Genomic DNA, 20,355 nt, shown 5'->3' with positions numbered 1-20,355 from the left:
TTATTTACAAGTGAAGTTGTTATTATACTAAACACCAAATCATGTAGGCGCAAGCAGCAAATGATGAAATCATAAAGCGATATTTAGTTTTCATATTTTCAACTCCTTTCAAATGAAATTTTATATATTAATAAACGCAGTTGTTAGTAAGTTCGCTATGTACAATTCCTATAGTAATAGATTCATGTGAAATTCGTATGAACTAATTGTTTCAGTTTTTTGTCTTTTTTTTGTAAATAAAAATTATTGTCGCAATTTAAAGGTTTTAATTTCAGTTATTCATCTTCATAAATTAATATAAATTCGAATTTATGATTGTTGAGAAGGACATATAGAATCCTTTTGTTTTGCAATTGACAAATAGAATGAAGTTATATAATATATAAATCGTAATCATTACGTTTTAGTTGCAATCTTTGAAAGAAAGGAGAATACATATGCGTGTAAATATTACATTAGCTTGTACGGAGTGCGGTGATCGTAACTATATTTCTAAAAAGAATAAACGAAACAATCCAGAGCGCATTGAACTAAAAAAATATTGTCCACGATTAAAGCGAGTTACGTTACATCGTGAAACGAAGTAGAAGACTAGAGATTCCTCTAGTCTTTTTTTGTTATAATTACCTTAAATTGTAATAAGGAGGAGGGTATGATGAATCAAAAAGATAAAGAAAGAAAAGAGCAAGTGGCTCATATTATTGAAATTCCAGATGAATACAGTCTTGTTGTAGATGATCAAGAAGGAGTGGATGATCCGCATCATTTATTATGGTGGGGGCATAAAGAGGATGAGGAGAAACAGATACAAATTTCATTAAATAGGCATACTGGTAATCTATTTGAATTCAGGATAGATGATGAAAATTATTTTTCGAGTGATAAAGAAGTGATAGAGGAGAATAAGGCAAGAGAGGTTGCAAATGTATTTATAAAAAATATGTGGAAGACGGATTAGAATTTTATACATATGTGTCAATTAAGGATGACTGGCGTGGTTGGAAAGAAATAAATTATATGCAGGAAGTGAAAGGATATCTATTACCGGATACAGGATGTGTTGTGCGAGTTCATCCTTCAGGTAATGTTGTGAACTTGCATTATAACGGAGGGGAAAGTATACAGGAAAAACCGTTATGGCCAATTGAAATTGTTGATGAGAGCATTGTTTTAGATAACCTCAAGGCTAGACAAGATATGAGACTTGTATTTGCTGATTTAACATACTCCTCATGTGAATATGAAAATGGAGAAGAAGTAAAAGGGTACCATCTTGTATATGAACCGGAACCTAGTCATGCGTTTATTGATGCAAGTACAGGTAAGAATTTGTTTGGACCAGATCACTATAAATTATCTCCAACAGTAGCTGTTACCAAACCGGAAAAAAGTAGTCGACAAGATGATATATTCGATTTGTTTGACTGGGATAAAGAAAGTTTCACAAAAGTAGATGAGACGGAAAAAGAAGATGCAATAAGGATGAAATTTGTCCCGGAAGAGGAGTTGCAAAAACAGAAAGAAGAAAAGAATCCATATTTAATGAATGAATTCTTTAAAAAGCATTTACCGATGTTAAAATATAATAATTTAGTTGGAACTACTAGGGATAAATCAACCAATGCATTAATTGGTTTTATAAAACTGACAGAAGATAAAGAAGCGAAACAAATATTATCTAGAGAGGAATGTTTACAAAAAGCACTTCAATTTTTAGAACGAGTTACTCCAGATGTTACGGAATATCTTCGTCTTTGGGATGAACATGATGAGGAAGAAGAAGGGATAGAGAGATTTTCCTTTTCGATATATGTAAATGACATTCATGTAGAGGGAGAATATATAATGGTCAACATCAATGCAGAGAATGGTGCTGTGATGCATTACTCAGGAGAATCTAGTAATCTTATAAAAGACTTGCTCACATATGAAACAACACCAACAGTAGCAAAAGAAAAAGCGTTAGAAATATACAGAGGGGCCATCCGAGTTAGACTAGAATGGTCTTTAGATAATGCTGCAGAGGAAACGAAATACAAGCTGCTGTATAAACAAACGACGGATGAAAATCATAAAGAACCTTTCGATTGTAGTCGAGAAATTCGTTATATCGATGCGCGTACTGGGGAGAAAATTTGGAGCAAATAAGCTTTTAAATAGAGAAAAAGGTCTTCGAGAGAAGCCCTTTTTTAGAAAGAACGATTTATTCTTCGTATGTATCAATTTTGTATAACCACTTTTGTACACTAGCAGGTGGTCCTTCTGTTCTCCATTTTATTGTGCACATTCCACAGGAGCAGTGAATTTTTCCTTTTGCAAAAATACCAGCTGTTTCAGGAGTATGTCCCCATGCGTGTTTTGCGATAATCATCTTTCGGCGCATCGTACGCTGACGTTGGTGTCTTGTATAAGCACGTGTTCTTTCAAATTTCATATATGTAATCCCTCCTTGTAGTACAAGCAGCTTGCAAGAGCGTACAAGGAGTTCATCTCTTACAAGCTACTCAGGTACAAGAAGGTAATAAATAATTTCACATTTTACCCTCCTATCTGTTGTTTAAGTATACGTATTGAGGCTTTGTGAGACAAATATTAAGCTTAAAAACATCGTACAGACACAAACAACCTCACGCCCACATACACATAATAAAGACCACTATTTTGGCGGAGGTGAAAGGTTTGAGTCTATTCGCCGCAATTGGATATATGGTTCGAGAAGTGTTTGTATTTGTTTCTTATGTGAAGAACAATGCGTTCCCGCAGCCGTTATCATCAGATGATGAGAGAAAGTACTTAGAGTTAATGGAGCAAGGTGATGCTCAAGCGAGAAATCTTTTAATTGAACATAATTTACGGCTTGTAGCTCATATCGTTAAGAAATTTGAAAACACCGGTGAAGATGCAGAAGATTTAATTTCAATTGGTACAATTGGGCTCATTAAAGCGATCGAGAGTTATTCTGCAGGGAAAGGAACTAAGCTTGCGACATATGCAGCACGCTGTATCGAAAATGAAATTTTGATGCATTTACGTGTGCTGAAGAAGACGAAAAAAGATGTTTCACTTCATGATCCAATCGGGCAAGATAAAGAGGGCAATGAAATATCGCTTATTGATATATTAAAGTCAGAATCTGAAGATGTAATTGATATGATTCAGCTTAGTATGGAGTTAGAAAAGATTAAAGAGTATATCGATATTTTAGACGAACGAGAGAAAGAAGTAATTGTGAAGCGTTTTGGACTAGGGCTTGATAAAGAGAAAACACAGAGGGAGATTGCGAAGGCACTCGGTATTTCAAGAAGCTACGTATCGCGAATTGAAAAGCGTGCTTTAATGAAAATGTTCCATGAATTTGTGCGGGCTGAGAAAGAGAAGAAAGCAAAAGAATAGAGTATAGGAAAGGCAACCGTATTTCAAAAGCGGCTGCTTTTTCTTCTGTAAAAAGGAAAGAAAACGAGCTGCTCTAAGAAGAAATACATGTTCACTGTTGAAAATGGCGGGTTCTATCTGTAATATTAGAAGGTGCTAAACAATTTAAGAATAAAAATTATACTTAGTTTTTCTTCATGTATAACGAGACGGCTCCATGCTATATGTGGGAATAAGAACCAATTTTACATATGATATAGAGAGAAAAGAAGGAGAAACTAAAGTTATAGACTGGTTAGGAGGTTTCGTAATTTGCGACGTACATTATATCGACTTATGATCGAACTTACAAATGGTCGTTTTACTTCTTATATATTACGTAAATTTGCACAATCTCGTTTGAGCTCTATCATTATTCCATCGTATGCGAAAGTTTTTCAAATTAATCAAGATGAGATGGAAAAGGGTTTGAAGGAATATCAAACATTGCATGATTTATTTACGCGTAGGCTAAAAGAAGGAAAGCGTAGTATTGATGCAGATGCATCGAGTATCGTTAGTCCTGTTGACGGTGTTTTTGCTGATCAAGGTCCTATTGAGGATACAAAAACATTCGATATAAAAGGAAAGCGTTATTCAATTGTGGATATGCTAGGTAATGAAGAGCGTGCAAAGCGATATGCAGGCGGTACATACATGGTAATTTATTTGAGTCCAAGTCATTATCATCGTATTCATAGTCCGCTCTCTGGATCTGTCACTGAAAGATTTGTACTTGGCAGAAAATCATATCCGGTAAATGCAGCGGGTATGGAGTATGGGAAAGAACCATTGTCAAAAAATTATCGCTCTGTTACAGAAGTAAATAGTGAAGGTGAACATATGGCGCTTGTAAAAGTAGGTGCCATGTTTGTTAATAGTATTGAGCTCCTTCATGAAAGAAGTACTGTTCAAAAAGGTGAAGAGATGGCATACTTTACATTTGGTTCAACAGTTGTTTTATTATTTGAAAAAGATATGATTGAAGCAGTGCAGGAATTGACAAGTGGACAAGAGCTGCGTCTGGGTGAAAAAATTGCAACACGATTATCTCATAAGTAAAGAAAAGATTTTATAATATGCTTATGAAGCTCTAATTAAGAAATATGGACAAAGATGCTTAATGAAGAAATCCCCTAGATGGGAGTACTTGTTTATTCGAGAGCCATCGCAGGATGGCTCTTTTTACAGGTCAATCAGCAATCTATATGTACTCAAGAAGATTTGACGAGCTTGTCCTCTAACGAGCGTCGAATAATTTCTTGTTTTATAAGTAAAATGAAGTCGGGATTTAATTTTAGTTCTTTTGCTTTATAATAAGACTCAGTGAGTAACTCAGTAGATAACTGTTCCATATGTTTTGTTTTCAAGGTGAGTCACCTCCTAATAATATAAGGATTGATTCGTTGTTGCATTTAATGTACCAAAAAAATATGACAGTCACAAACAAGAGGTTATCCACATACCGCAGTGGATAAAATGTGTATAGAATGTTAGTAAATTCCAAATTAACTGAAAAATTAATGTGGAAAGTGTGTACAAGTTTATCCACAGGTTATCTATCGAAAAATGTTGTCGAAAAATTTTATGAAAAATCCTCAAAGAGGTGAAAGAAATTGAAGTTATTTTTACCAAATGAATATGTGAAAAATGTATATCATGTTCAACCAGAAGATTTGAAAAAGCGTGGAATTAAAGGAGTTATTACTGATTTAGATAACACTTTAATTGAATGGGATCGTCCAAACGCAACACCACAGCTTGAAGAGTGGTTTTTGAAAATGAAAGAAAATGATATTCAAGTAACGGTCGTTTCAAACAATAACGAGCAACGCGTTAAAGACTTCGCTGACCCATTAGGTATTCCGTTTATTCATAGTGCGCGTAAACCGTTTGTTCGTGCCTTTAAGCGCGCAATACAAGAGATGCATTTACAACCAGATGAAGTTGTAGTAATTGGAGATCAGTTACTAACGGATGTGCTCGGTGGGAATCGTGTGGGACTTCATACAATTTTAGTTGTACCAGTAGCGCAAACAGACGGATTGGTAACACGCTTTAATCGAAAAATTGAACGAAGAATTATGAGAAACATGAAGAAAAAAGGCTTAATTAATTGGGAGGAATAAAGTTTGACTGAAACAATTAAATGTATTGGTTGCGGTGTAGAAATTCAAACAGAAAATAAAAATGAAGTAGGATACGCTCCTGCATCATCTTTAGAAAAAGAACAAGTAATTTGCCAACGTTGTTTTCGTTTGAAACATTATAACGAAATTCAAGATGTATCTTTAACGGATGATGATTTCCTTCGTATTTTGAATGGAATTGGACAATCGGACGCACTAGTGGTCAAAATCGTAGATATTTTCGATTTCAATGGTAGCTGGTTACCAGGCTTACATCGTTTTGTAGGGAATAATAAAGTATTACTTGTTGGGAATAAGGCTGACTTAATTCCAAAGTCAGTTAAGCATGATAAAGTAAAACATTGGATGCGTTATAGTGCAAAGCAACTTGGTTTAAAACCAGAAGATGTCTTTTTGATCAGTGCAGCTAAAGGGCAAGGAATCACTGAACTTGCGGATGCAATTGAGTATTACCGTGAAGGCAAAGATGTTTATGTTGTTGGCTGTACGAATGTTGGTAAATCAACATTTATTAACCGTATGATTAAAGAGTTTAGTGATGAGACTGAGAATGTAATTACAACATCACATTTCCCGGGAACAACACTTGATTTAATTGATATTCCATTAGACGAAGAATCTTCTTTATTTGATACGCCAGGTATTATTAACCATCATCAAATGGCACATTATGTTGGGAAACAAAGCTTAAAGCTTATTACACCAACTACAGAGATTAAGCCAATGGTATTCCAATTAAATGAGGAACAAACATTATTCTTTGGCGGATTAGCACGATTTGATTATGTAAGTGGAGGCCGTCGTGCATTCACTTGTCATTTCTCAAACCGTTTAACAATCCATCGCACAAAGCTTGAAAAGGCTGATGAATTGTACGAGAGACATGCTGGGGAATTATTGAATCCACCGACACCAGAAGAATTAGAAAATATGCCTGAGTTTGTGAAATATGAATTTAATATTCGTGAGCCGAAAACGGACGTTGTATTCTCTGGATTGGGCTGGGTTACTGTAAATGAATCAGGAGCGAAAATTGTTGCTCATGTACCAAAAGGAGTAAGTGTTTCATTACGTAAATCTTTAATTTAATATGGAGAGGGATTTATGAAACAATTATATGGTGTAATCGGAAATCCAATTGGACATTCATTATCACCCGTTATGCATAACGATGCATTTGAACACTTGAATATGGATGCCCATTATCATGCGTTTCTTGTAGAAGAAGAAGCGTTAGGGGAAGCAGTAAAAGGTTTAAAAGCATTAGGCATTTCAGGATTTAATGTAACGACTCCTCACAAAGTTGCAATTATGGAGTATCTAGATGAAGTTGCCCCGCTAGCAGAGCAAATCGGTGCAGTAAATACGGTAGTCCATCGAGATGGAAAATTGATTGGGTATAATACGGATGGAATTGGTTTTGTTCGTGCCCTTCAGTCAATTAGTGAAGATCCACTTCAAGAGAAACGTATTTTATTAATCGGTGCAGGCGGTGCTAGTCGAGCTATTTACTTTTCGCTTGCAGATGTAGGTGTGAAAGCAATTGATATTGCTAATCGTACTGTAGATAAGGCGGAAATTCTTATTGCTGGATGCATGGGAAATGTTAGTTCACATGCTCTATCGCTAGAACGCGCAGCGGAAATCCAAGGGGAATATGATATTATCATCCAAACAACAACGATAGGCATGCATCCGCATGTTGAATATGCACCGCTAGAAATTCGTTCGTTGAAACAAGGAACGATTGTTTCTGATATTATTTATAATCCATTTGAGACGAAAATTTTAGGCGATGCGAAAGAACAAGGTGCAATAATTCAAAATGGAATCGATATGTTCGTTTATCAAGGCGCACTTGCATTTGAAATGTGGACAGGGTGCGTGCCGAATATTGATAGAATGAAACAATTAGTAATGAGAGAGCTTGGAGGCTAATTATATGTTAACAGGAAAGCAAAAAAGATTTTTACGTGCAAAGGCACATCATTTAACACCGATTTTTCAAGTAGGAAAAGGTGGCGTAAATGAAAATATGGTGAAACAAATTGGAGAAGCGTTAGAAGTTCGTGAACTATTTAAAGTGAGCGTATTACAAAACTGTGAATTTGATCGTCGTGAAGTTGCAGAAGAGCTTGCACAAGGTGCACGAGCTGAAATCGTTCAAGTAATCGGGAGCACAATTGTTTTATACAAAGAATCAAGAGAAAATAAGCAGATTAAGCTTCCACGATAAAAGGTATACGTGAGTTATTTCGTAGTGGACGCTTGATATGTAGAAAGTGAAACCAATTGAACTTTTATATTAACAGTAGACTCTCTTCGAATATTTATGGGGAGAGTTGCTGTATGTAAAAGGAAGGAGCGTTTCTTTTGAGAAAAATTGGAATTATTGGTGGCACGTTTGATCCACCTCATAATGGGCATTTGTTAATTGCAAATGAAGTGTATCATGCTTTAGGGTTGGAAGAGGTATGGTTTTTGCCGAATCAAATTCCACCACACAAGCAAGGGCGTAACATTACGAGTGTGAAAAGTCGATTAAACATGCTGCAAATAGCGACTGAGGAAGAAGCATGCTTTTCAATTTGTTTAGAAGAGCTAGACAGAGAAGGCCCATCTTATACATACGACACTATGGTACAATTAACGGAGAAGTATCCGGATGTGCAGTTTCACTTTATTATTGGCGGAGACATGGTTGAGTATTTGCCGAAGTGGTATAACATTGAAAAGTTACTTAAGCTTGTGACTTTCGTTGGAGTTGCAAGACCAGGTTATACATTAAATACGCCTTATGATATCGTAAAAGTGGAAATTCCGGAGTTTGCAGTTTCTTCTTCTCTGTTACGTGAGAGATATATGACGAAGAAAACGTGCAAATATTTACTCCCTGAAAAAGTACAGGTATATATCGAGAGGAATGGGTTGTATGAATCGTGAGGAAGCACTTAGTATTGTCCAACAACAAATGCATGAAAAGCGTTATATACACACGATTGGTGTAATGGAAACAGCGATTGAACTTGCTCGGTTATATGGTGTAGATGAGAAGAAGGCAGAGACAGCTGCTATATTTCACGATTATGCAAAATGTAGAGCGATTCCAGAAATGGAAGAGATTATTAAGAGAGAAGATTTGCCGAAGGATCTACTTCGCTATAACAAAGAGTTATGGCATGCACCTGTTGGGGCATACTTAGTAGAAAAAGAAGTAGGCATTACTGATTCTGAAATTCTACAAGCTATTACATATCATACAAGTGGTCATGAAAAAATGACAATGTTAGATAAAGTTATTTATGTAGCAGATTACATTGAACCAGGACGTAAGTTTCCTGGTGTGGAAGAGGCGAGGGAACTCGCATATAAAGATATAAATCAAGCTTTACTGTTTGCTTTAAAGCGAACAATTCAATTTTTAATGGAAAAAGATCAAACGATTTATCCATTAACATTCCAAACATACAACGCAGTTATCAAGGAGGAAATTAATAAATGAAAGATAAAGAGTTATTAGTATTAGCGGCAAAAGCAGCTGATGATAAGAGAGCAGAAGATATGGTTGTACTAAATATGCAAGGTATTTCACCGATTGCAGACTATTTTATTATTTGTCACGGAAATTCAGACAAGCAAGTGCAAGCAATTGCACGTGAAATTAAAGCAAAGGCACATGAGTTCGAAATTAATGTACAACGTATGGAAGGTTTTGATGAAGCGCGTTGGGTTTTAGTAGACCTTGGTGATGTGGTTGCTCATGTATTCCATAAAGACGAGCGTGATCACTATAATTTAGAGCGTCTATGGGGCGATGTACCTCGTGAAGATATCGCAGATGAGCTAGATCAATGAACTACGAACAATTTGCTTTGCTGTATGACGAACTGATGAATGATGTCCCTTATGATAAATGGGTGGAATTCACAGAAGAAAGTTTGCAACAGGCATCTATGAAAGAGGCGAAAATTCTTGACGTAGCATGTGGAACGGGTAACGTAACACTTCCGCTTGTGCGAAAAGGTTATGATTTAATTGGTGTAGATCTATCTGAAGAAATGTTAACTGTTGCACAGCAGAAATTGGGGGGAGAAGGTTACTTTATTCCTTTTTACCAACAGGACATGAGAGAGCTTGATGTTCCTGGTGAATTTGATTGTGTGACAATCTTTTGTGACTCATTAAATTATGTCTTGCAAGAAGATGGAGTACAAGAAACATTTAGAAGAGTTTTCCACCATTTACGTCAAGATGGCTTGTTTTTATTCGATGTACACTCTTTATATAAAATACATCATGTATTTCAAAATGAAACGTATACAGTGAATGGCGAAGAAATATCACTTATTTGGAACTGCTTCCCTGGAGAAGAATCAGATAGTGTGGAACATGATTTGACATTCTTTGTACAAGATTCAGAAGAAGATGTGTATCATCGTTTTGACGAATGTCACGTGCAACGTGCATATTCGGTTGAAGTATTAACGAAATGGCTTGAAGAAGCTGGGTTTACAGTGCTTCGCGTCACAGGTGACTTTGAACGAATTGAAGTGACAGAACAGACAGAGCGCATCTTTTTTATGGCGAAGAAGAATGGATAAAACAAAAGCAACCGCTAAGGTTGCTTTTGTTTTATAGAAAAGATGTAGTTTTAGTTCTAGAAAAATAAAAAGATGATATGTGTAAAGTGTAAAAATGCTAGTTTTAGTGAAAATGTAGTATGAAAAAGATAAGTATTAATTAAAGGATTTGGAATTACGATGGCGTATTTATTATGTGTGTTTATTGAATTGCTGCTCAACGCACTTTAAATCTTCATCAAATTTCTCATGTGTCCGTTCGATTAATTTATGAAACATATCCCCAACGTGCGCTTCTAAAATGCGAATACCTTCTCCTGTAACACCGCCCTTGACACATACCTTTTCTTGTAAAGTGGGTAATGTGAAAATTTCTTTTTCAAGTAATTTCCCCATTCCAATGACCATTTCACTTACTAAAGTAGTCGCTTCTTCATGTGTAATGTTTGTTTTATCTACAGCAGCGTTAATAAAACATTGTAATAAATAACTAAAAAAAGCAGGGCCACAGCTTGCTATATCAGATGAAACGCGCGTTATATCTTCTTCTATAACAAGGGGAGTAGAAATGTTTTTGAATAGATGAAGTAGTTTTTGTTTCCATTCTTCAGAGCAGTTATTTCCAAATGTAAATAGTGATGCGCCAGATAAAGCGCGGTTTGTAATACTTGGAATGATTCGTGCGATATGGCAAGGTATAAGCGTTTCTAATTGTGATGGAGATATTGGGCTTGTAATAGAAACTAAGCACTTTTCATCTGAAAAATGTTCAGCGTATTTTTGTAGGATAGGGTATATATCTATCGGTTTTACGCAAATGAAAATAAGCTGGGAGTGTTCGATTACCTCTTGGATTGTTTGGGCTATATGAACAGAAGGGTATTTTTCCTTTATATGATATGCTTTGTCAGGCGTCCGATTAATAATAGTAAGGCACGAAGGTTTGACAGCACGGGTTTCTAAAAAAGCATCGATTAGTATATTCCCCATGTTCCCTGTCCCTATAATTCCTATGTTCAATGTTTCATCCCTCCTTCGTAACGGCTTTCTCCTAAACAATATGAATGATGTTATGAATTTATGATTAGAGGTGTAAAATGATGTGGGATTTTCCAAAGAAATGGTTGGGGTTAGTGGTTATTATTGGAACTGCAATTTTTCTTCTTTTCTGGAAAACGAACCAGCATGCAGAGCAAACAATTATGACAACAGATGTCCAAATGAAAGAGGTGGAGAAGAAAGGGAAACCGAAAGAGTTGGGCACAAAGGAGCAGAAAAAAAACATTGTAATTGATGTAAAAGGAGCTGTTTTTAAAGAGGGAGTGTATGAAATGAAGGAAGGGGAGCGGGTGAAGGATGCGGTTGAAAAAGCAGGTGGTTTTTTACCGGATGCAGAGATAAAGAAAGTGAATTTGGCACAAGTTGTACAAGATCAAATGCTTCTTTATATTCCTAACAAAAATGAACCAGTGCAAGAGGGGGCTGCTTCTTCAAAAAAAGAGGGGAAAGTACAAATAAATACAGCTTCTAAAGAACAACTTGAAAAAATAACAGGTATTGGTTCCCGGAAAGCGGAAAGTATTTTGAAATATCGAGAAGAACACGGACCGTTTCAGAAAATAGAAGATTTATTGGAGATTGACGGGATTGGAACGAAGTCACTTGAGAAAATAAAAGATCAAATAATTATTCCGTAAAAGATTGACGAAGTTTTTCTTTTTTCGCTACACTACAAGTAGACAAAAAAGTAGGTGAAGATATGGAACGAATTTCATGGGATCAATATTTTATGACGCAAAGCCATTTATTATCTTTGCGTAGTACATGTACAAGGCTTGCGGTAGGAGCGACAATCGTTCGTGATAAACGAATTATTGCTGGCGGATATAATGGTTCAATTAAAGGTGGTGTGCATTGTATAGACGATGGTTGCTACGTCATTGATAATCATTGTGTTCGTACAATTCATGCTGAAATGAATGCTTTATTGCAATGTGCGAAGTTTGGTGTGAAAACAGAGGAATCGGAAATATACGTTACGCATTTCCCTTGTTTGCAATGTTGCAAGGCGATTATTCAAAGTGGTATTACAGCTGTTTATTATGCACAGGATTATAAAAACCATCCGTATGCCATAGAGTTGTTTGAACAAGCAAATGTGACAGTGAAACACGTTCCGCTAGAATACGATATTGCCTCGCTAGAGGAGCAAGAGCGTCATTTGCAGTTAAAAGAACTATTCTCATCTTTCGAAAAAGATAGTTTGTCAATGGAAGAATTACAGCATGTATTCACTAAAGCAAAAATGATGCTATAAGGAGTGGGTATGAGTTGCAGGGACAATCGGGCTATGTTGCAATCTCGTTTATAATGGGGATTGCAATTGCCTTTTCCTCGTCGTATTTGTTGACTGCTTGTTGTTTCGTTGGTTATGCTTTATTTTATTTGTATCGTACCTCTCATATAACCTTCATCATTTGTATGTTAGCGTGTTTTAGTGGCGCTATGTATACCGCGTATGTTCAAAGTCAAAATAAGCCTCTAGGAGGGTCCTACGAAGTTACACGAGGTGTTATACAAAATACACCTTTTATTAATGGGGATCGCCTTTCTTTTCAAATAAAAGATCAAAATGAGGATATAGTGCAGTTGAACTATAAAATTCAATCTGCATCAGAAAAGGAGCAACTGCGTCAATTATTTGCAGGAATAGCATGTACATTTAAAGGGGAGAAGCAAGAACCGCAAACTGCCAGGAATTTTCATGCTTTTGATTATCGTGATTATTTATACCAGCAAAAAATACATTTTATATTCAATGTGATAGATATTTCTGAATGCCATAAAACATCGTTGTCTCTCGTGCAGTGGATTTTCTTTTTTAGGCAACAAGCAATCTCGAAAGTTACAGAAATATTTCCGGAACAGTCAGGTGCTTTTATGAACGCGTTATTATTTGGAGATCGACAACAAATGTCGTTTGAAGTAGAAGAACAATATCAACAATTTGGTCTTATACATTTGTTGGCAATTTCAGGTTCGCATATCGTATTGCTGATAGTTATAATGTATTTTGTTTTACTAAGAAGTGGTGTAACGAAGGAGAGAGCAACAGTATGTCTTATAGTTTGTATTCCTCTGTATATGATCATAGCAGGTGCATCACCGTCTGTCGTAAGGGCTTCTATAACAGGAGTATTGTTGCTAGTAGCTTTCATATGTTCTGTTCGCTTATCTAGCTTAGATGCATTAAGTATAACTGCTATATGTATGCTTATATACGATCCGTATCTTATTTTCAATATTGGATTCCAGTTTTCATTTGTAGGTAGCTTTTCCTTACTGTTATCTGCTCCAATATTACTAGCGCGTAGTAACGGAGCAATCCGAAATGCGATTTATATTTCTGTTGTTTCACAGCTCGTTAGCACCCCAATTTTGCTATATCATTTTGGTTATTTTTCTCCTTATAGTATTTTCCTCAACCTTTTGTATGTTCCGTTTCTATCTATTTTTGTATTACCCTGTAGCATTGTTATCCTTCTATGTATGCCGATCATTCCATTTCTTGCGAAAGGAATTGCATATGTATTATCGATATGTTTAACCGTTTCTAATAATTTTTTAAGCTACTGTGAAAATTTCCCGTTTATCCGCCTTACTTTCGGTCAAACACCCTTAATTCTTGTGATTATATATTGTTTTAGCATTATTAGCATATTGGTGTTTTGGGAAAAGAGAATATCCCAAAGGATTTTTTTCATGGTTGTAGGCGTATTTCTTTTTATTTGTACGTGTCATTATGTATCACCATATTTTCGCGAAAGTGGGAGTATTACATTTCTTGATGTTGGACAGGGAGATGCGATATTAATTCGTCTCCCGTACGATAAAGGGGTCTATCTTATTGATACAGGTGGAGCGCTTCATATCAAGAAGGAAGCGTGGCAAGAAAAAAAGCATGAATTTTCTGTTGGACATGATATTCTTATTCCTTTTTTACAAAAGGAAGGTATTAAAACAATTGATAAATTAATTGTAACGCATGGAGATGCGGATCATATAGGCGCTGCGCAGGATTTATTATCATTTATTACTATAAAAGAAGTTGTATTTGGGAGAAAGGACCAAGATGCTGTATTAGAAAAAGCGTTAAAGAAAACAGCGTTAGCAAAGAGAGTGAAGGTAAGTGTAGTAGGAGAGGGTGAGGGATGGAGAGTAAATGAAGCGGAATTTTTTGTATTAGCTCCAAAAGGAAAAGAAAAAGAGGGAAATGATTCCTCGGTTGTAATATGGGCGAAATTAGGAGGGTTAACATGGTTATTCACGGGTGACTTAGAAGAAGAAGGTGAACGGCTTGTAGTATCAACATATCCGGAGCTGAGGGCTAACATTTTGAAGGTTGCGCATCATGGGAGTAAAACGTCATCTACCGACCCTTTTTTGAGCCTTGTACAGCCTAGTATAGCGATTATTTCTGCTGGGGAGCGTAATAGGTATGGGCACCCGCATAAGGAAGTTATAGAGAGTTTTAAGAAGAATGGTATTGAAATATGGCGTACGGATAAGCAAGGTGCTATTTCTTATGTTTTTAAAGGGGAAAAAGGAACCTTTCGCAGTAAAATCACATATGATGAAACACATAATAGATAAAAAAGAAGACTGCCATTAAGCAGCAGCCTTTAAGAACCGATAAATTTAATAACAGTTGCAATAATGAAAAGTGTTGCGAAAAAACCAAATGAGACGATAAATCCTACCCCTGAATCAATAGCGTCATTGCGTTTGCTTTGAACGTTTTGTTCAAAATTATTCATTTAGAATCCCTCCCCAACATTCCACTTTAGTATAAAATATTGTCAGAAAAAAATCTACAATTTATAAATGGAGAGAAAAAGAGCATATATACTCTTTTTGTTAGCTAAGTAACAAGAGTTTTTCGTTTCCAAGCATGTTAACAGTTGGCACTTATACTTGGATTACTATTGTAAATAATAAAGGGAAGGTGATTACCGCACACCAATAAGAAACCCGGGGCTTATTGTGTGGCGTTTTATATAAATAAAGGGACGGGTTATAAAGCCTGTTCCTTTGTACTTGTAAAACAAAAGCTAGGGCATTAGTATAAATATATATTGCCAAGTTAGGGAGTAGGAAAAAGTATGAGTGATATACATAAGAAAATTAAAAAGAAACAGTTTGCTCCGTTGTATTTACTGTATGGAACGGAAGCGTATTTTATAAATGAAACGATAAAACTGATTACAACGGAAGCACTTGAAGAGGAAGATCGAGAGTTTAATGTTGTGACATATGATTTGGAAGAAGCGTATTTAGAAGACGTGGTTGAGGATGCACGTACCCTTCCATTCTTTGGAGATCGTAAAGTTATATTAATAAAATCACCATTATTTTTAACGGCACAAAAAGAAAAATTAGAACAAAATATAAAAATTTTAGAAGAATATATCGGAGAACCTTCTCCTTTTTCTATTCTTGTTTTCGTTGCGCCTTATGAAAAATTAGATGAACGAAAAAAAATTACGAAACTATTAAAGAAAACAGCGGATGTAGTAGAAGCGAATGCGATGCAAGTGCAAGATGTCCAGAAGTGGGTTGTTTCTCGTGCGGAAGAGGCGCATGTATATGTTGATAACGCGGCTGTTAGTTTGTTATTAGAGCTTGTGGGAAGTAACGTCACGATGTTGGCGAAGGAAATGGACAAGCTAACGTTATACGTCGGTATGGGCGGGGAAATTACATCGAAACTTGTGGCGGAACTTGTACCAAAATCCGTTGAGCAAAATGTGTTTGCTTTGACAGAAAAAGTGGTAAAAAAAGATATCGCAGGTGCGATGCAAATTTTGGATGGATTATTCACACAGCAGGAAGAACCAATTAAGTTACTCGCATTATTAGTAAGTCAATTCCGTTTGCTGAATCAGGTAAAGGAGTTACAGCAGCGCGGTTATGGACAAAATCAAATTGCTTCCCATATTGGTGTACATCCGTATCGTGTAAAGTTGGCGATGAATCAAACGAAATTTTTCTCTTTTGAAGAATTAAAAAGAGTTATTTTAGAATTAGCGGAAGCTGATTACAGTATGAAGACTGGAAAAATGGATAAGAAACTTGTGCTCGAGTTTTTCTTAATGCGGTTAAATCATCTGTAATGATACAAAAAAGTTCATGTACTTGTTACATGAACTTTTTTGTATATAAAAAAACGATCCGAATGGATCGTTTTTAAACGCCTTACGCGTTTACTTGTTTCGCTAAGCGAGATTTTTGACGAGCTGCAGCGTTTTGGTGGATAAGACCTTTACGAGCTGCTTTGTCAAGTTTTTTAGAAGCAGTTTTGAAAGCTTCTTTAGCATTTTCAAGATCGTTATTAGTAACTAAAGCTTCTACAGTTTTAACAGCAGAACGCATGTCAGACTTGATAGAAGCGTTATGTGCACGACGCTCTTCGCTAAGTTTAGCGCGTTTGATAGCAGATTTGATGTTTGCCATACTTTTCACCTCCCTGGTGCAATCGAATGACTCGATTCTTACATAGAACAAGTGATATTCTATCAAACGGTGAAGAGAATTGCAATAGTATATCAATGGAATTTCACGTAAAGGAAAGAATGACCTTATATAACTTTGGGAAATCTAACGATATTTACTATGAATTACGGAGGAGATACGATGAAAGAACCATTAGATTTAAGTAAATATAATGTTAGAACCGACCTTGCTGTAGAGGCACATCAAATGTTGCAAGAGCGCCAAGAAGAGCAAAAAGGGATACAAGGAGTTATTGTAAAGGAGAGAGAAGAAGAGGGTGTTACTGTTACGAAAGTAACTATTGATGAAATTGCATCTGAATCGATGGGGAAAAAACCTGGAAATTATTTAACTCTTGAAGTGCAAGGTATACGTCAACAAGATACAGAACTTCAACAAAAAGTAGAGCGTATTTTCGCGAAGGAATTTTCTTATTTCCTAGAGGATGTTGGAGTTTCAAAAGAAGCGAGTTGTTTAATTGTTGGTCTTGGGAATTGGAATGTAACGCCAGATGCGCTCGGACCAATAGTCGTAGAAAACGTACTGGTAACGAGACATTTATTTCAATTACAGCCTGAAAGTGTAGAAGAGGGATTTAGACCTGTTAGTGCAATCCGTCCAGGAGTAATGGGGATTACAGGAATCGAAACGAGTGATGTTATTTATGGGATTATTGAGAAAACGAAACCAGACTTTGTCATCGCAATTGATGCATTAGCTGCGCGCTCTATTGAACGAGTAAATAGCACGATACAAATTTCTGATACAGGAATTCATCCTGGGTCTGGTGTTGGAAATAAACGTAAGGAACTAAGTAAAGAAACGTTAGGTATCCCTGTTATCGCAATAGGTGTTCCGACGGTGGTCGATGCTGTATCGATTACAAGTGATACAATTGATTTCATTTTGAAACATTTTGGACGGGAAATGAAAGAAGGAAACAAACCATCACGCTCTTTATTGCCAGCAGGTTTTACATTTGGAGAAAAGAAAAAATTAACAGAAGAAGATATGCCTGACGAAAAGAGCCGGAATATGTTTTTAGGTGCTATTGGTACGTTAGAAGAAGAAGAAAAGAGAAAATTAATTTATGAAGTGTTATCTCCCCTTGGTCATAATTTAATGGTGACGCCAAAAGAAGTAGATACGTTTATCGAGGATATGGCAAATGTAATAGCAAGTGGTTTAAATGCAGCGCTGCATCATCAAATTGATCAGGATAATACAGGGGCATATACACATTGATGGATAGAGATGACAATAGTTGGAGTCGATTTGCGCTCTTGTGTATATGCGGTACAGTCGTATGTTTACTTATGATGATAGCTGGAGTAGGACTCGCTAATCATGGTTTGAAAAGTATGAAGGGATACCGTCAGCTGTCATATGAACAAATTGCTCATATGACAGGAACAGAAGGTGCAGGAGCTGAATCGGAAATTTTGGGCGAGGCATTTTCAGCTGTTGAAAAACAAAAACAGTTAGAAAACTTAAAGAGTTTCAACGTCGTAGAAGGTATTGGTATGGCGATAGCAAGTGTTACTTACGATATAACTAAGTTTGGAACGGATATAGTTGTTGGGAAGCTAAAAGGGATTTTTAGTTAAGGAGAGTGGGAAGGACGGTTGTCTGATAGATTTGAAAGACAACCGTTTTTAAATTTGAAAAAAGTTTGTCTCTTATGGTTTGTTCGCATAAGATATAGATAGAATGATTTGTCTTGTAAGCAGCACGAGTTTTCATTGAATCTTTGCTGCTCTATTGATATAATCAGTGCTAGTGTATATTGGCGAGACTATTAGGAGTTGAGAACATAGATGAATAAAGAAGAAAGAGCAAAAAGACAGTCGAAAATTCGTAACTTCTCCATCATTGCTCACATTGACCACGGGAAATCAACGTTGGCAGACCGTATTTTGGAGAAAACAAACGCGTTAACACAGCGCGAAATGAAGGCACAATTACTTGACTCTATGGAGTTAGAGCGTGAGCGCGGTATTACAATTAAATTAAATGCAGTACAATTAACGTATAAAGCGAAAGACGGTGAAGAGTATATTCTTCACTTGATCGATACACCAGGACATGTCGATTTTACGTACGAAGTATCTCGTAGTTTAGCGGCTTGTGAAGGTGCAATTCTTGTTGTGGATGCAGCACAAGGTATTGAAGCGCAAACGTTAGCAAACGTATATTTAGCGCTTGATAACAATTTAGAAATTTTACCAGTTATTAATAAAATCGACTTACCAAGTGCGGACCCAGAACGTGTACGTCAAGAGGTAGAAGATGTAATTGGTTTAGATGCATCAGAAGCAGTACTTGCTTCAGCAAAAGCTGGAATTGGTATTGAAGAAATTTTAGAACAAATCGTTGAAAAAGTACCAGCTCCAACAGGTGATTCAGAAGAGCCGTTACAATGTATGATTTTCGACTCTTTATATGATCCGTATCGTGGTGTAATTGCTTATATCCGTGTTGTAAATGGAACGGTAAAAGTTGGCGATAAAGTACGTATGATGGCAACTGGAAAAGAATTTGAAGTAACAGAAGTAGGTGTGTTTACACCGAAAACAACGCAACGTGACGAGTTAACAGTAGGTGATGTAGGTTTCTTAGCAGCATCTATTAAAAACGTTGGTGATACACGCGTTGGTGATACGATTACACATGCGAAACGTCCAGCTACAGAGGCGTTAGCAGGATATCGTAAGTTAAATCCAATGGTATTCTGTGGTTTATATCCGATTGATTCTGCTCGCTATAACGATTTACGTGATGCATTAGAAAAACTAGAATTGAATGATTCTGCTCTTGAGTTTGAACCAGAAACATCTCAAGCGCTAGGATTTGGTTTCCGTTGTGGTTTCTTAGGACTTCTTCACATGGAAATTATTCAAGAACGTATTGAACGTGAATTTAAGATTGACTTAATTACAACAGCGCCAAGCGTTATTTATAAAGTTTATTTAACAAACGGTGAAGATGTTATTGTTGATAATCCATCTAATATGCCAGATCCACAGTCTATTGATCGTGTAGAAGAGCCGTTTGTGAAGGCTGCAATTATGGTTCCGAATGACTATGTTGGAGCTGTAATGGAAATTTGCCAAGGTAAACGTGGAACGTTTATTGATATGCAGTATTTAGATGAAACACGTGTTACATTGACATATGACATCCCGTTATCAGAAATCGTATATGATTTCTTCGATCAATTGAAATCAAATACGAAAGGATATGCATCATTTGACTACGAGTTAATTGGTTATAAACCATCTAAACTTGTGAAAATGGATATTCTTTTAAATAATGAACAAGTGGATGCTTTATCATTCATCGTGCACCGTGATTCAGCATATGACCGTGGTAAAGTAATCGTAGAGAAATTAAAAGAATTAATTCCAAGACAACAGTTCGAAGTACCAATTCAGGCTACTATCGGAAATAAAGTTGTAGCCCGTTCTACAATTAAAGCGATGCGTAAAAACGTACTTGCAAAATGTTACGGTGGTGACATTTCTCGTAAACGTAAACTTCTTGATAAGCAAAAAGAAGGTAAAAAACGTATGAAGTCTGTTGGTTCTGTAGAAGTACCGCAAGAAGCATTCATGGCTGTACTGAAAATGGATGACAACTAATAATTAAAATAAAAAAGGAGT

Annotated in this window: 23 protein-coding genes and 1 pseudogene; 19 read left to right on the top strand and 5 right to left on the bottom strand. The window is 36.2% G+C overall.

Annotation, left to right across the window (positions count from 1 at the left end):
• The first annotated feature begins 437 nt into the window (after nucleotides 1-437).
• Nucleotides 438-587: a 50S ribosomal protein L33 gene (rpmG, locus tag ACP6L7_RS18575; protein ID WP_001265617.1), complete on the top strand. Its 150-nt coding sequence runs from the start codon at nucleotides 438-440 to the stop codon at nucleotides 585-587.
• 65 nt (nucleotides 588-652) lie between these two features.
• Nucleotides 653-2,148, top strand: a pseudogene (locus tag ACP6L7_RS18570) (YcdB/YcdC domain-containing protein).
• A 55-nt stretch (nucleotides 2,149-2,203) separates the two neighbouring features.
• Here the strand turns inward: ACP6L7_RS18570 and ACP6L7_RS18565 are convergent.
• Nucleotides 2,204-2,434: a hypothetical protein gene (locus ACP6L7_RS18565; protein WP_097830634.1), complete on the bottom strand. Its 231-nt coding sequence runs from the start codon at nucleotides 2,432-2,434 to the stop codon at nucleotides 2,204-2,206.
• A 245-nt stretch (nucleotides 2,435-2,679) separates the two neighbouring features.
• On the opposite strand from ACP6L7_RS18565, the gene sigK reads away from it, so the two are divergent.
• Nucleotides 2,680-3,393, top strand: coding sequence for an RNA polymerase sporulation sigma factor SigK (gene sigK / locus ACP6L7_RS18560; RefSeq protein ID WP_000051382.1), 714 nt, complete (start codon nucleotides 2,680-2,682; stop codon nucleotides 3,391-3,393).
• Nucleotides 3,394-3,684: 291 nt separating this feature from the next.
• Nucleotides 3,685-4,473, top strand: a complete 789-nt coding sequence (locus tag ACP6L7_RS18555) for a phosphatidylserine decarboxylase (RefSeq protein ID WP_071747392.1) — start codon at nucleotides 3,685-3,687, stop codon at nucleotides 4,471-4,473.
• Between the two features lie 152 nt (nucleotides 4,474-4,625).
• On the opposite strand, the gene ACP6L7_RS18550 is transcribed toward ACP6L7_RS18555, so the two are convergent.
• Entirely contained in the window at nucleotides 4,626-4,781 is a 156-nt protein-coding gene (locus ACP6L7_RS18550) for a sporulation histidine kinase inhibitor Sda (protein WP_000850094.1), read from the bottom strand.
• Between the two features lie 246 nt (nucleotides 4,782-5,027).
• Between ACP6L7_RS18550 and ACP6L7_RS18545 the strand changes: the two genes are divergently transcribed.
• From ACP6L7_RS18545 to ACP6L7_RS18510, 8 genes are all read left to right on the top strand, one after another.
• On the top strand, nucleotides 5,028-5,540 hold the full coding sequence (locus ACP6L7_RS18545) for a YqeG family HAD IIIA-type phosphatase (protein WP_097830635.1): 513 nt from the start codon (nucleotides 5,028-5,030) through the stop codon (nucleotides 5,538-5,540).
• 3 nt (nucleotides 5,541-5,543) lie between these two features.
• Nucleotides 5,544-6,650 (top strand): ribosome biogenesis GTPase YqeH, encoded by a 1,107-nt coding sequence (yqeH, locus tag ACP6L7_RS18540; protein WP_000140802.1) that lies wholly within the window; start codon nucleotides 5,544-5,546, stop codon nucleotides 6,648-6,650.
• Nucleotides 6,651-6,665: 15 nt separating this feature from the next.
• Nucleotides 6,666-7,499: a shikimate dehydrogenase gene (gene aroE / locus ACP6L7_RS18535; protein ID WP_097830636.1), complete on the top strand. Its 834-nt coding sequence runs from the start codon at nucleotides 6,666-6,668 to the stop codon at nucleotides 7,497-7,499.
• Between the two features lie 4 nt (nucleotides 7,500-7,503).
• Nucleotides 7,504-7,797 carry a ribosome assembly RNA-binding protein YhbY gene (gene yhbY, locus ACP6L7_RS18530; RefSeq protein ID WP_000955223.1) on the top strand — a complete coding sequence of 98 codons (294 nt, stop codon included), beginning with the start codon at nucleotides 7,504-7,506 and terminating at the stop codon, nucleotides 7,795-7,797.
• A gap of 137 nt (nucleotides 7,798-7,934) precedes the next feature.
• Nucleotides 7,935-8,504, top strand: a complete 570-nt coding sequence (locus tag ACP6L7_RS18525) for a nicotinate-nucleotide adenylyltransferase (protein ID WP_097830637.1) — start codon at nucleotides 7,935-7,937, stop codon at nucleotides 8,502-8,504.
• Complete coding sequence (yqeK, locus tag ACP6L7_RS18520) at nucleotides 8,494-9,063, top strand: bis(5'-nucleosyl)-tetraphosphatase (symmetrical) YqeK (protein ID WP_097830638.1); 570 nt, start codon at nucleotides 8,494-8,496, stop codon at nucleotides 9,061-9,063. The genes ACP6L7_RS18525 and yqeK overlap by 11 nt, the downstream gene beginning before the upstream one ends.
• A complete protein-coding gene (gene rsfS / locus ACP6L7_RS18515) occupies nucleotides 9,060-9,416 on the top strand; it encodes a ribosome silencing factor (protein ID WP_097830639.1) in 357 nt (118 codons plus the stop codon). The genes yqeK and rsfS overlap by 4 nt, the downstream gene beginning before the upstream one ends.
• Nucleotides 9,413-10,162 (top strand): class I SAM-dependent DNA methyltransferase, encoded by a 750-nt coding sequence (locus ACP6L7_RS18510; protein ID WP_097830640.1) that lies wholly within the window; start codon nucleotides 9,413-9,415, stop codon nucleotides 10,160-10,162. The genes rsfS and ACP6L7_RS18510 overlap by 4 nt, the downstream gene beginning before the upstream one ends.
• Before the next feature lie 171 nt (nucleotides 10,163-10,333).
• Here the strand turns inward: ACP6L7_RS18510 and comER are convergent, their stop codons facing one another.
• A complete protein-coding gene (gene comER / locus ACP6L7_RS18505; RefSeq protein WP_097830641.1) occupies nucleotides 10,334-11,161 on the bottom strand; it encodes a late competence protein ComER in 828 nt (275 codons plus the stop codon).
• 77 nt (nucleotides 11,162-11,238) lie between these two features.
• Between comER and ACP6L7_RS18500 the strand changes: the two genes are divergently transcribed.
• The 3 genes from ACP6L7_RS18500 (at nucleotide 11,239) to ACP6L7_RS18490 (ending at nucleotide 14,794) form a co-directional block, all read left to right on the top strand.
• On the top strand, nucleotides 11,239-11,838 hold the full coding sequence (locus ACP6L7_RS18500) for a helix-hairpin-helix domain-containing protein (RefSeq protein ID WP_097830642.1): 600 nt from the start codon (nucleotides 11,239-11,241) through the stop codon (nucleotides 11,836-11,838).
• 62 nt (nucleotides 11,839-11,900) lie between these two features.
• Complete coding sequence (locus ACP6L7_RS18495) at nucleotides 11,901-12,458, top strand: ComE operon protein 2 (RefSeq protein WP_000439790.1); 558 nt, start codon at nucleotides 11,901-11,903, stop codon at nucleotides 12,456-12,458.
• Nucleotides 12,459-12,472: 14 nt separating this feature from the next.
• Nucleotides 12,473-14,794, top strand: a complete 2,322-nt coding sequence (locus tag ACP6L7_RS18490; RefSeq protein WP_097830643.1) for a DNA internalization-related competence protein ComEC/Rec2 — start codon at nucleotides 12,473-12,475, stop codon at nucleotides 14,792-14,794.
• Between the two features lie 29 nt (nucleotides 14,795-14,823).
• On the opposite strand, the gene ACP6L7_RS18485 is transcribed toward ACP6L7_RS18490, so the two are convergent.
• Entirely contained in the window at nucleotides 14,824-14,958 is a 135-nt protein-coding gene (locus tag ACP6L7_RS18485; protein WP_001058627.1) for a YqzM family protein, read from the bottom strand.
• A 345-nt stretch (nucleotides 14,959-15,303) separates the two neighbouring features.
• Between ACP6L7_RS18485 and holA the strand changes: the two genes are divergently transcribed.
• Nucleotides 15,304-16,314, top strand: a complete 1,011-nt coding sequence (holA, locus tag ACP6L7_RS18480) for a DNA polymerase III subunit delta (RefSeq protein WP_097830644.1) — start codon at nucleotides 15,304-15,306, stop codon at nucleotides 16,312-16,314.
• Between the two features lie 82 nt (nucleotides 16,315-16,396).
• Here holA and rpsT read toward each other — a convergent pair whose 3' ends face one another.
• Nucleotides 16,397-16,654, bottom strand: coding sequence for a 30S ribosomal protein S20 (rpsT, locus tag ACP6L7_RS18475; protein ID WP_001274011.1), 258 nt, complete (start codon nucleotides 16,652-16,654; stop codon nucleotides 16,397-16,399).
• 180 nt (nucleotides 16,655-16,834) lie between these two features.
• Here rpsT and gpr point away from each other — a divergent pair, with 180 nt between their 5' ends.
• From gpr to lepA, 3 genes are all read left to right on the top strand, one after another.
• Complete coding sequence (gpr, locus tag ACP6L7_RS18470) at nucleotides 16,835-17,938, top strand: GPR endopeptidase (RefSeq protein WP_097830645.1); 1,104 nt, start codon at nucleotides 16,835-16,837, stop codon at nucleotides 17,936-17,938.
• Nucleotides 17,935-18,300, top strand: coding sequence for a YqxA family protein (locus ACP6L7_RS18465; RefSeq protein ID WP_170961039.1), 366 nt, complete (start codon nucleotides 17,935-17,937; stop codon nucleotides 18,298-18,300). The genes gpr and ACP6L7_RS18465 overlap by 4 nt, the downstream gene beginning before the upstream one ends.
• A gap of 210 nt (nucleotides 18,301-18,510) precedes the next feature.
• Nucleotides 18,511-20,334: an elongation factor 4 gene (lepA, locus tag ACP6L7_RS18460; protein WP_097830647.1), complete on the top strand. Its 1,824-nt coding sequence runs from the start codon at nucleotides 18,511-18,513 to the stop codon at nucleotides 20,332-20,334.
• The last annotated feature ends 21 nt before the right edge of the window (nucleotides 20,335-20,355 follow it).

Origin of the sequence: Bacillus silvicola (assembly GCF_050524305.1) — a bacterium.
GTDB lineage: Bacteria > Bacillota > Bacilli > Bacillales > Bacillaceae_G > Bacillus_A > Bacillus_A cereus_AT.
The sequence above is the reverse complement of the archived record's forward strand: the minus strand, read 5'-3'. Positions and strand labels throughout refer to the sequence as shown.

Bases quoted from the DNA above. Each gene is read 5' to 3' on its own strand.
- ACP6L7_RS18485 (WP_001058627.1), bottom strand. From the start codon at position 14,958: ATGAATAATTTTGAACAAAACGTTCAAAGCAAACGCAATGACGCTATT.
- lepA (WP_097830647.1), top strand. From the start codon at position 18,511: ATGAATAAAGAAGAAAGAGCAAAAAGACAGTCGAAAATTCGTAACTTC.
- holA (WP_097830644.1), top strand. From the start codon at position 15,304: ATGAGTGATATACATAAGAAAATTAAAAAGAAACAGTTTGCTCCGTTG.
- yqeK (WP_097830638.1), top strand. From the start codon at position 8,494: ATGAATCGTGAGGAAGCACTTAGTATTGTCCAACAACAAATGCATGAA.
- yhbY (WP_000955223.1), top strand. From the start codon at position 7,504: ATGTTAACAGGAAAGCAAAAAAGATTTTTACGTGCAAAGGCACATCAT.
- gpr (WP_097830645.1), top strand. From the start codon at position 16,835: ATGAAAGAACCATTAGATTTAAGTAAATATAATGTTAGAACCGACCTT.
- ACP6L7_RS18510 (WP_097830640.1), top strand. From the start codon at position 9,413: ATGAACTACGAACAATTTGCTTTGCTGTATGACGAACTGATGAATGAT.
- ACP6L7_RS18495 (WP_000439790.1), top strand. From the start codon at position 11,901: ATGGAACGAATTTCATGGGATCAATATTTTATGACGCAAAGCCATTTA.
- rsfS (WP_097830639.1), top strand. From the start codon at position 9,060: ATGAAAGATAAAGAGTTATTAGTATTAGCGGCAAAAGCAGCTGATGAT.
- rpsT (WP_001274011.1), bottom strand. From the start codon at position 16,654: ATGGCAAACATCAAATCTGCTATCAAACGCGCTAAACTTAGCGAAGAG.
- ACP6L7_RS18565 (WP_097830634.1), bottom strand. From the start codon at position 2,434: ATGAAATTTGAAAGAACACGTGCTTATACAAGACACCAACGTCAGCGT.
- aroE (WP_097830636.1), top strand. From the start codon at position 6,666: ATGAAACAATTATATGGTGTAATCGGAAATCCAATTGGACATTCATTA.
- ACP6L7_RS18500 (WP_097830642.1), top strand. From the start codon at position 11,239: ATGATGTGGGATTTTCCAAAGAAATGGTTGGGGTTAGTGGTTATTATT.
- rpmG (WP_001265617.1), top strand. From the start codon at position 438: ATGCGTGTAAATATTACATTAGCTTGTACGGAGTGCGGTGATCGTAAC.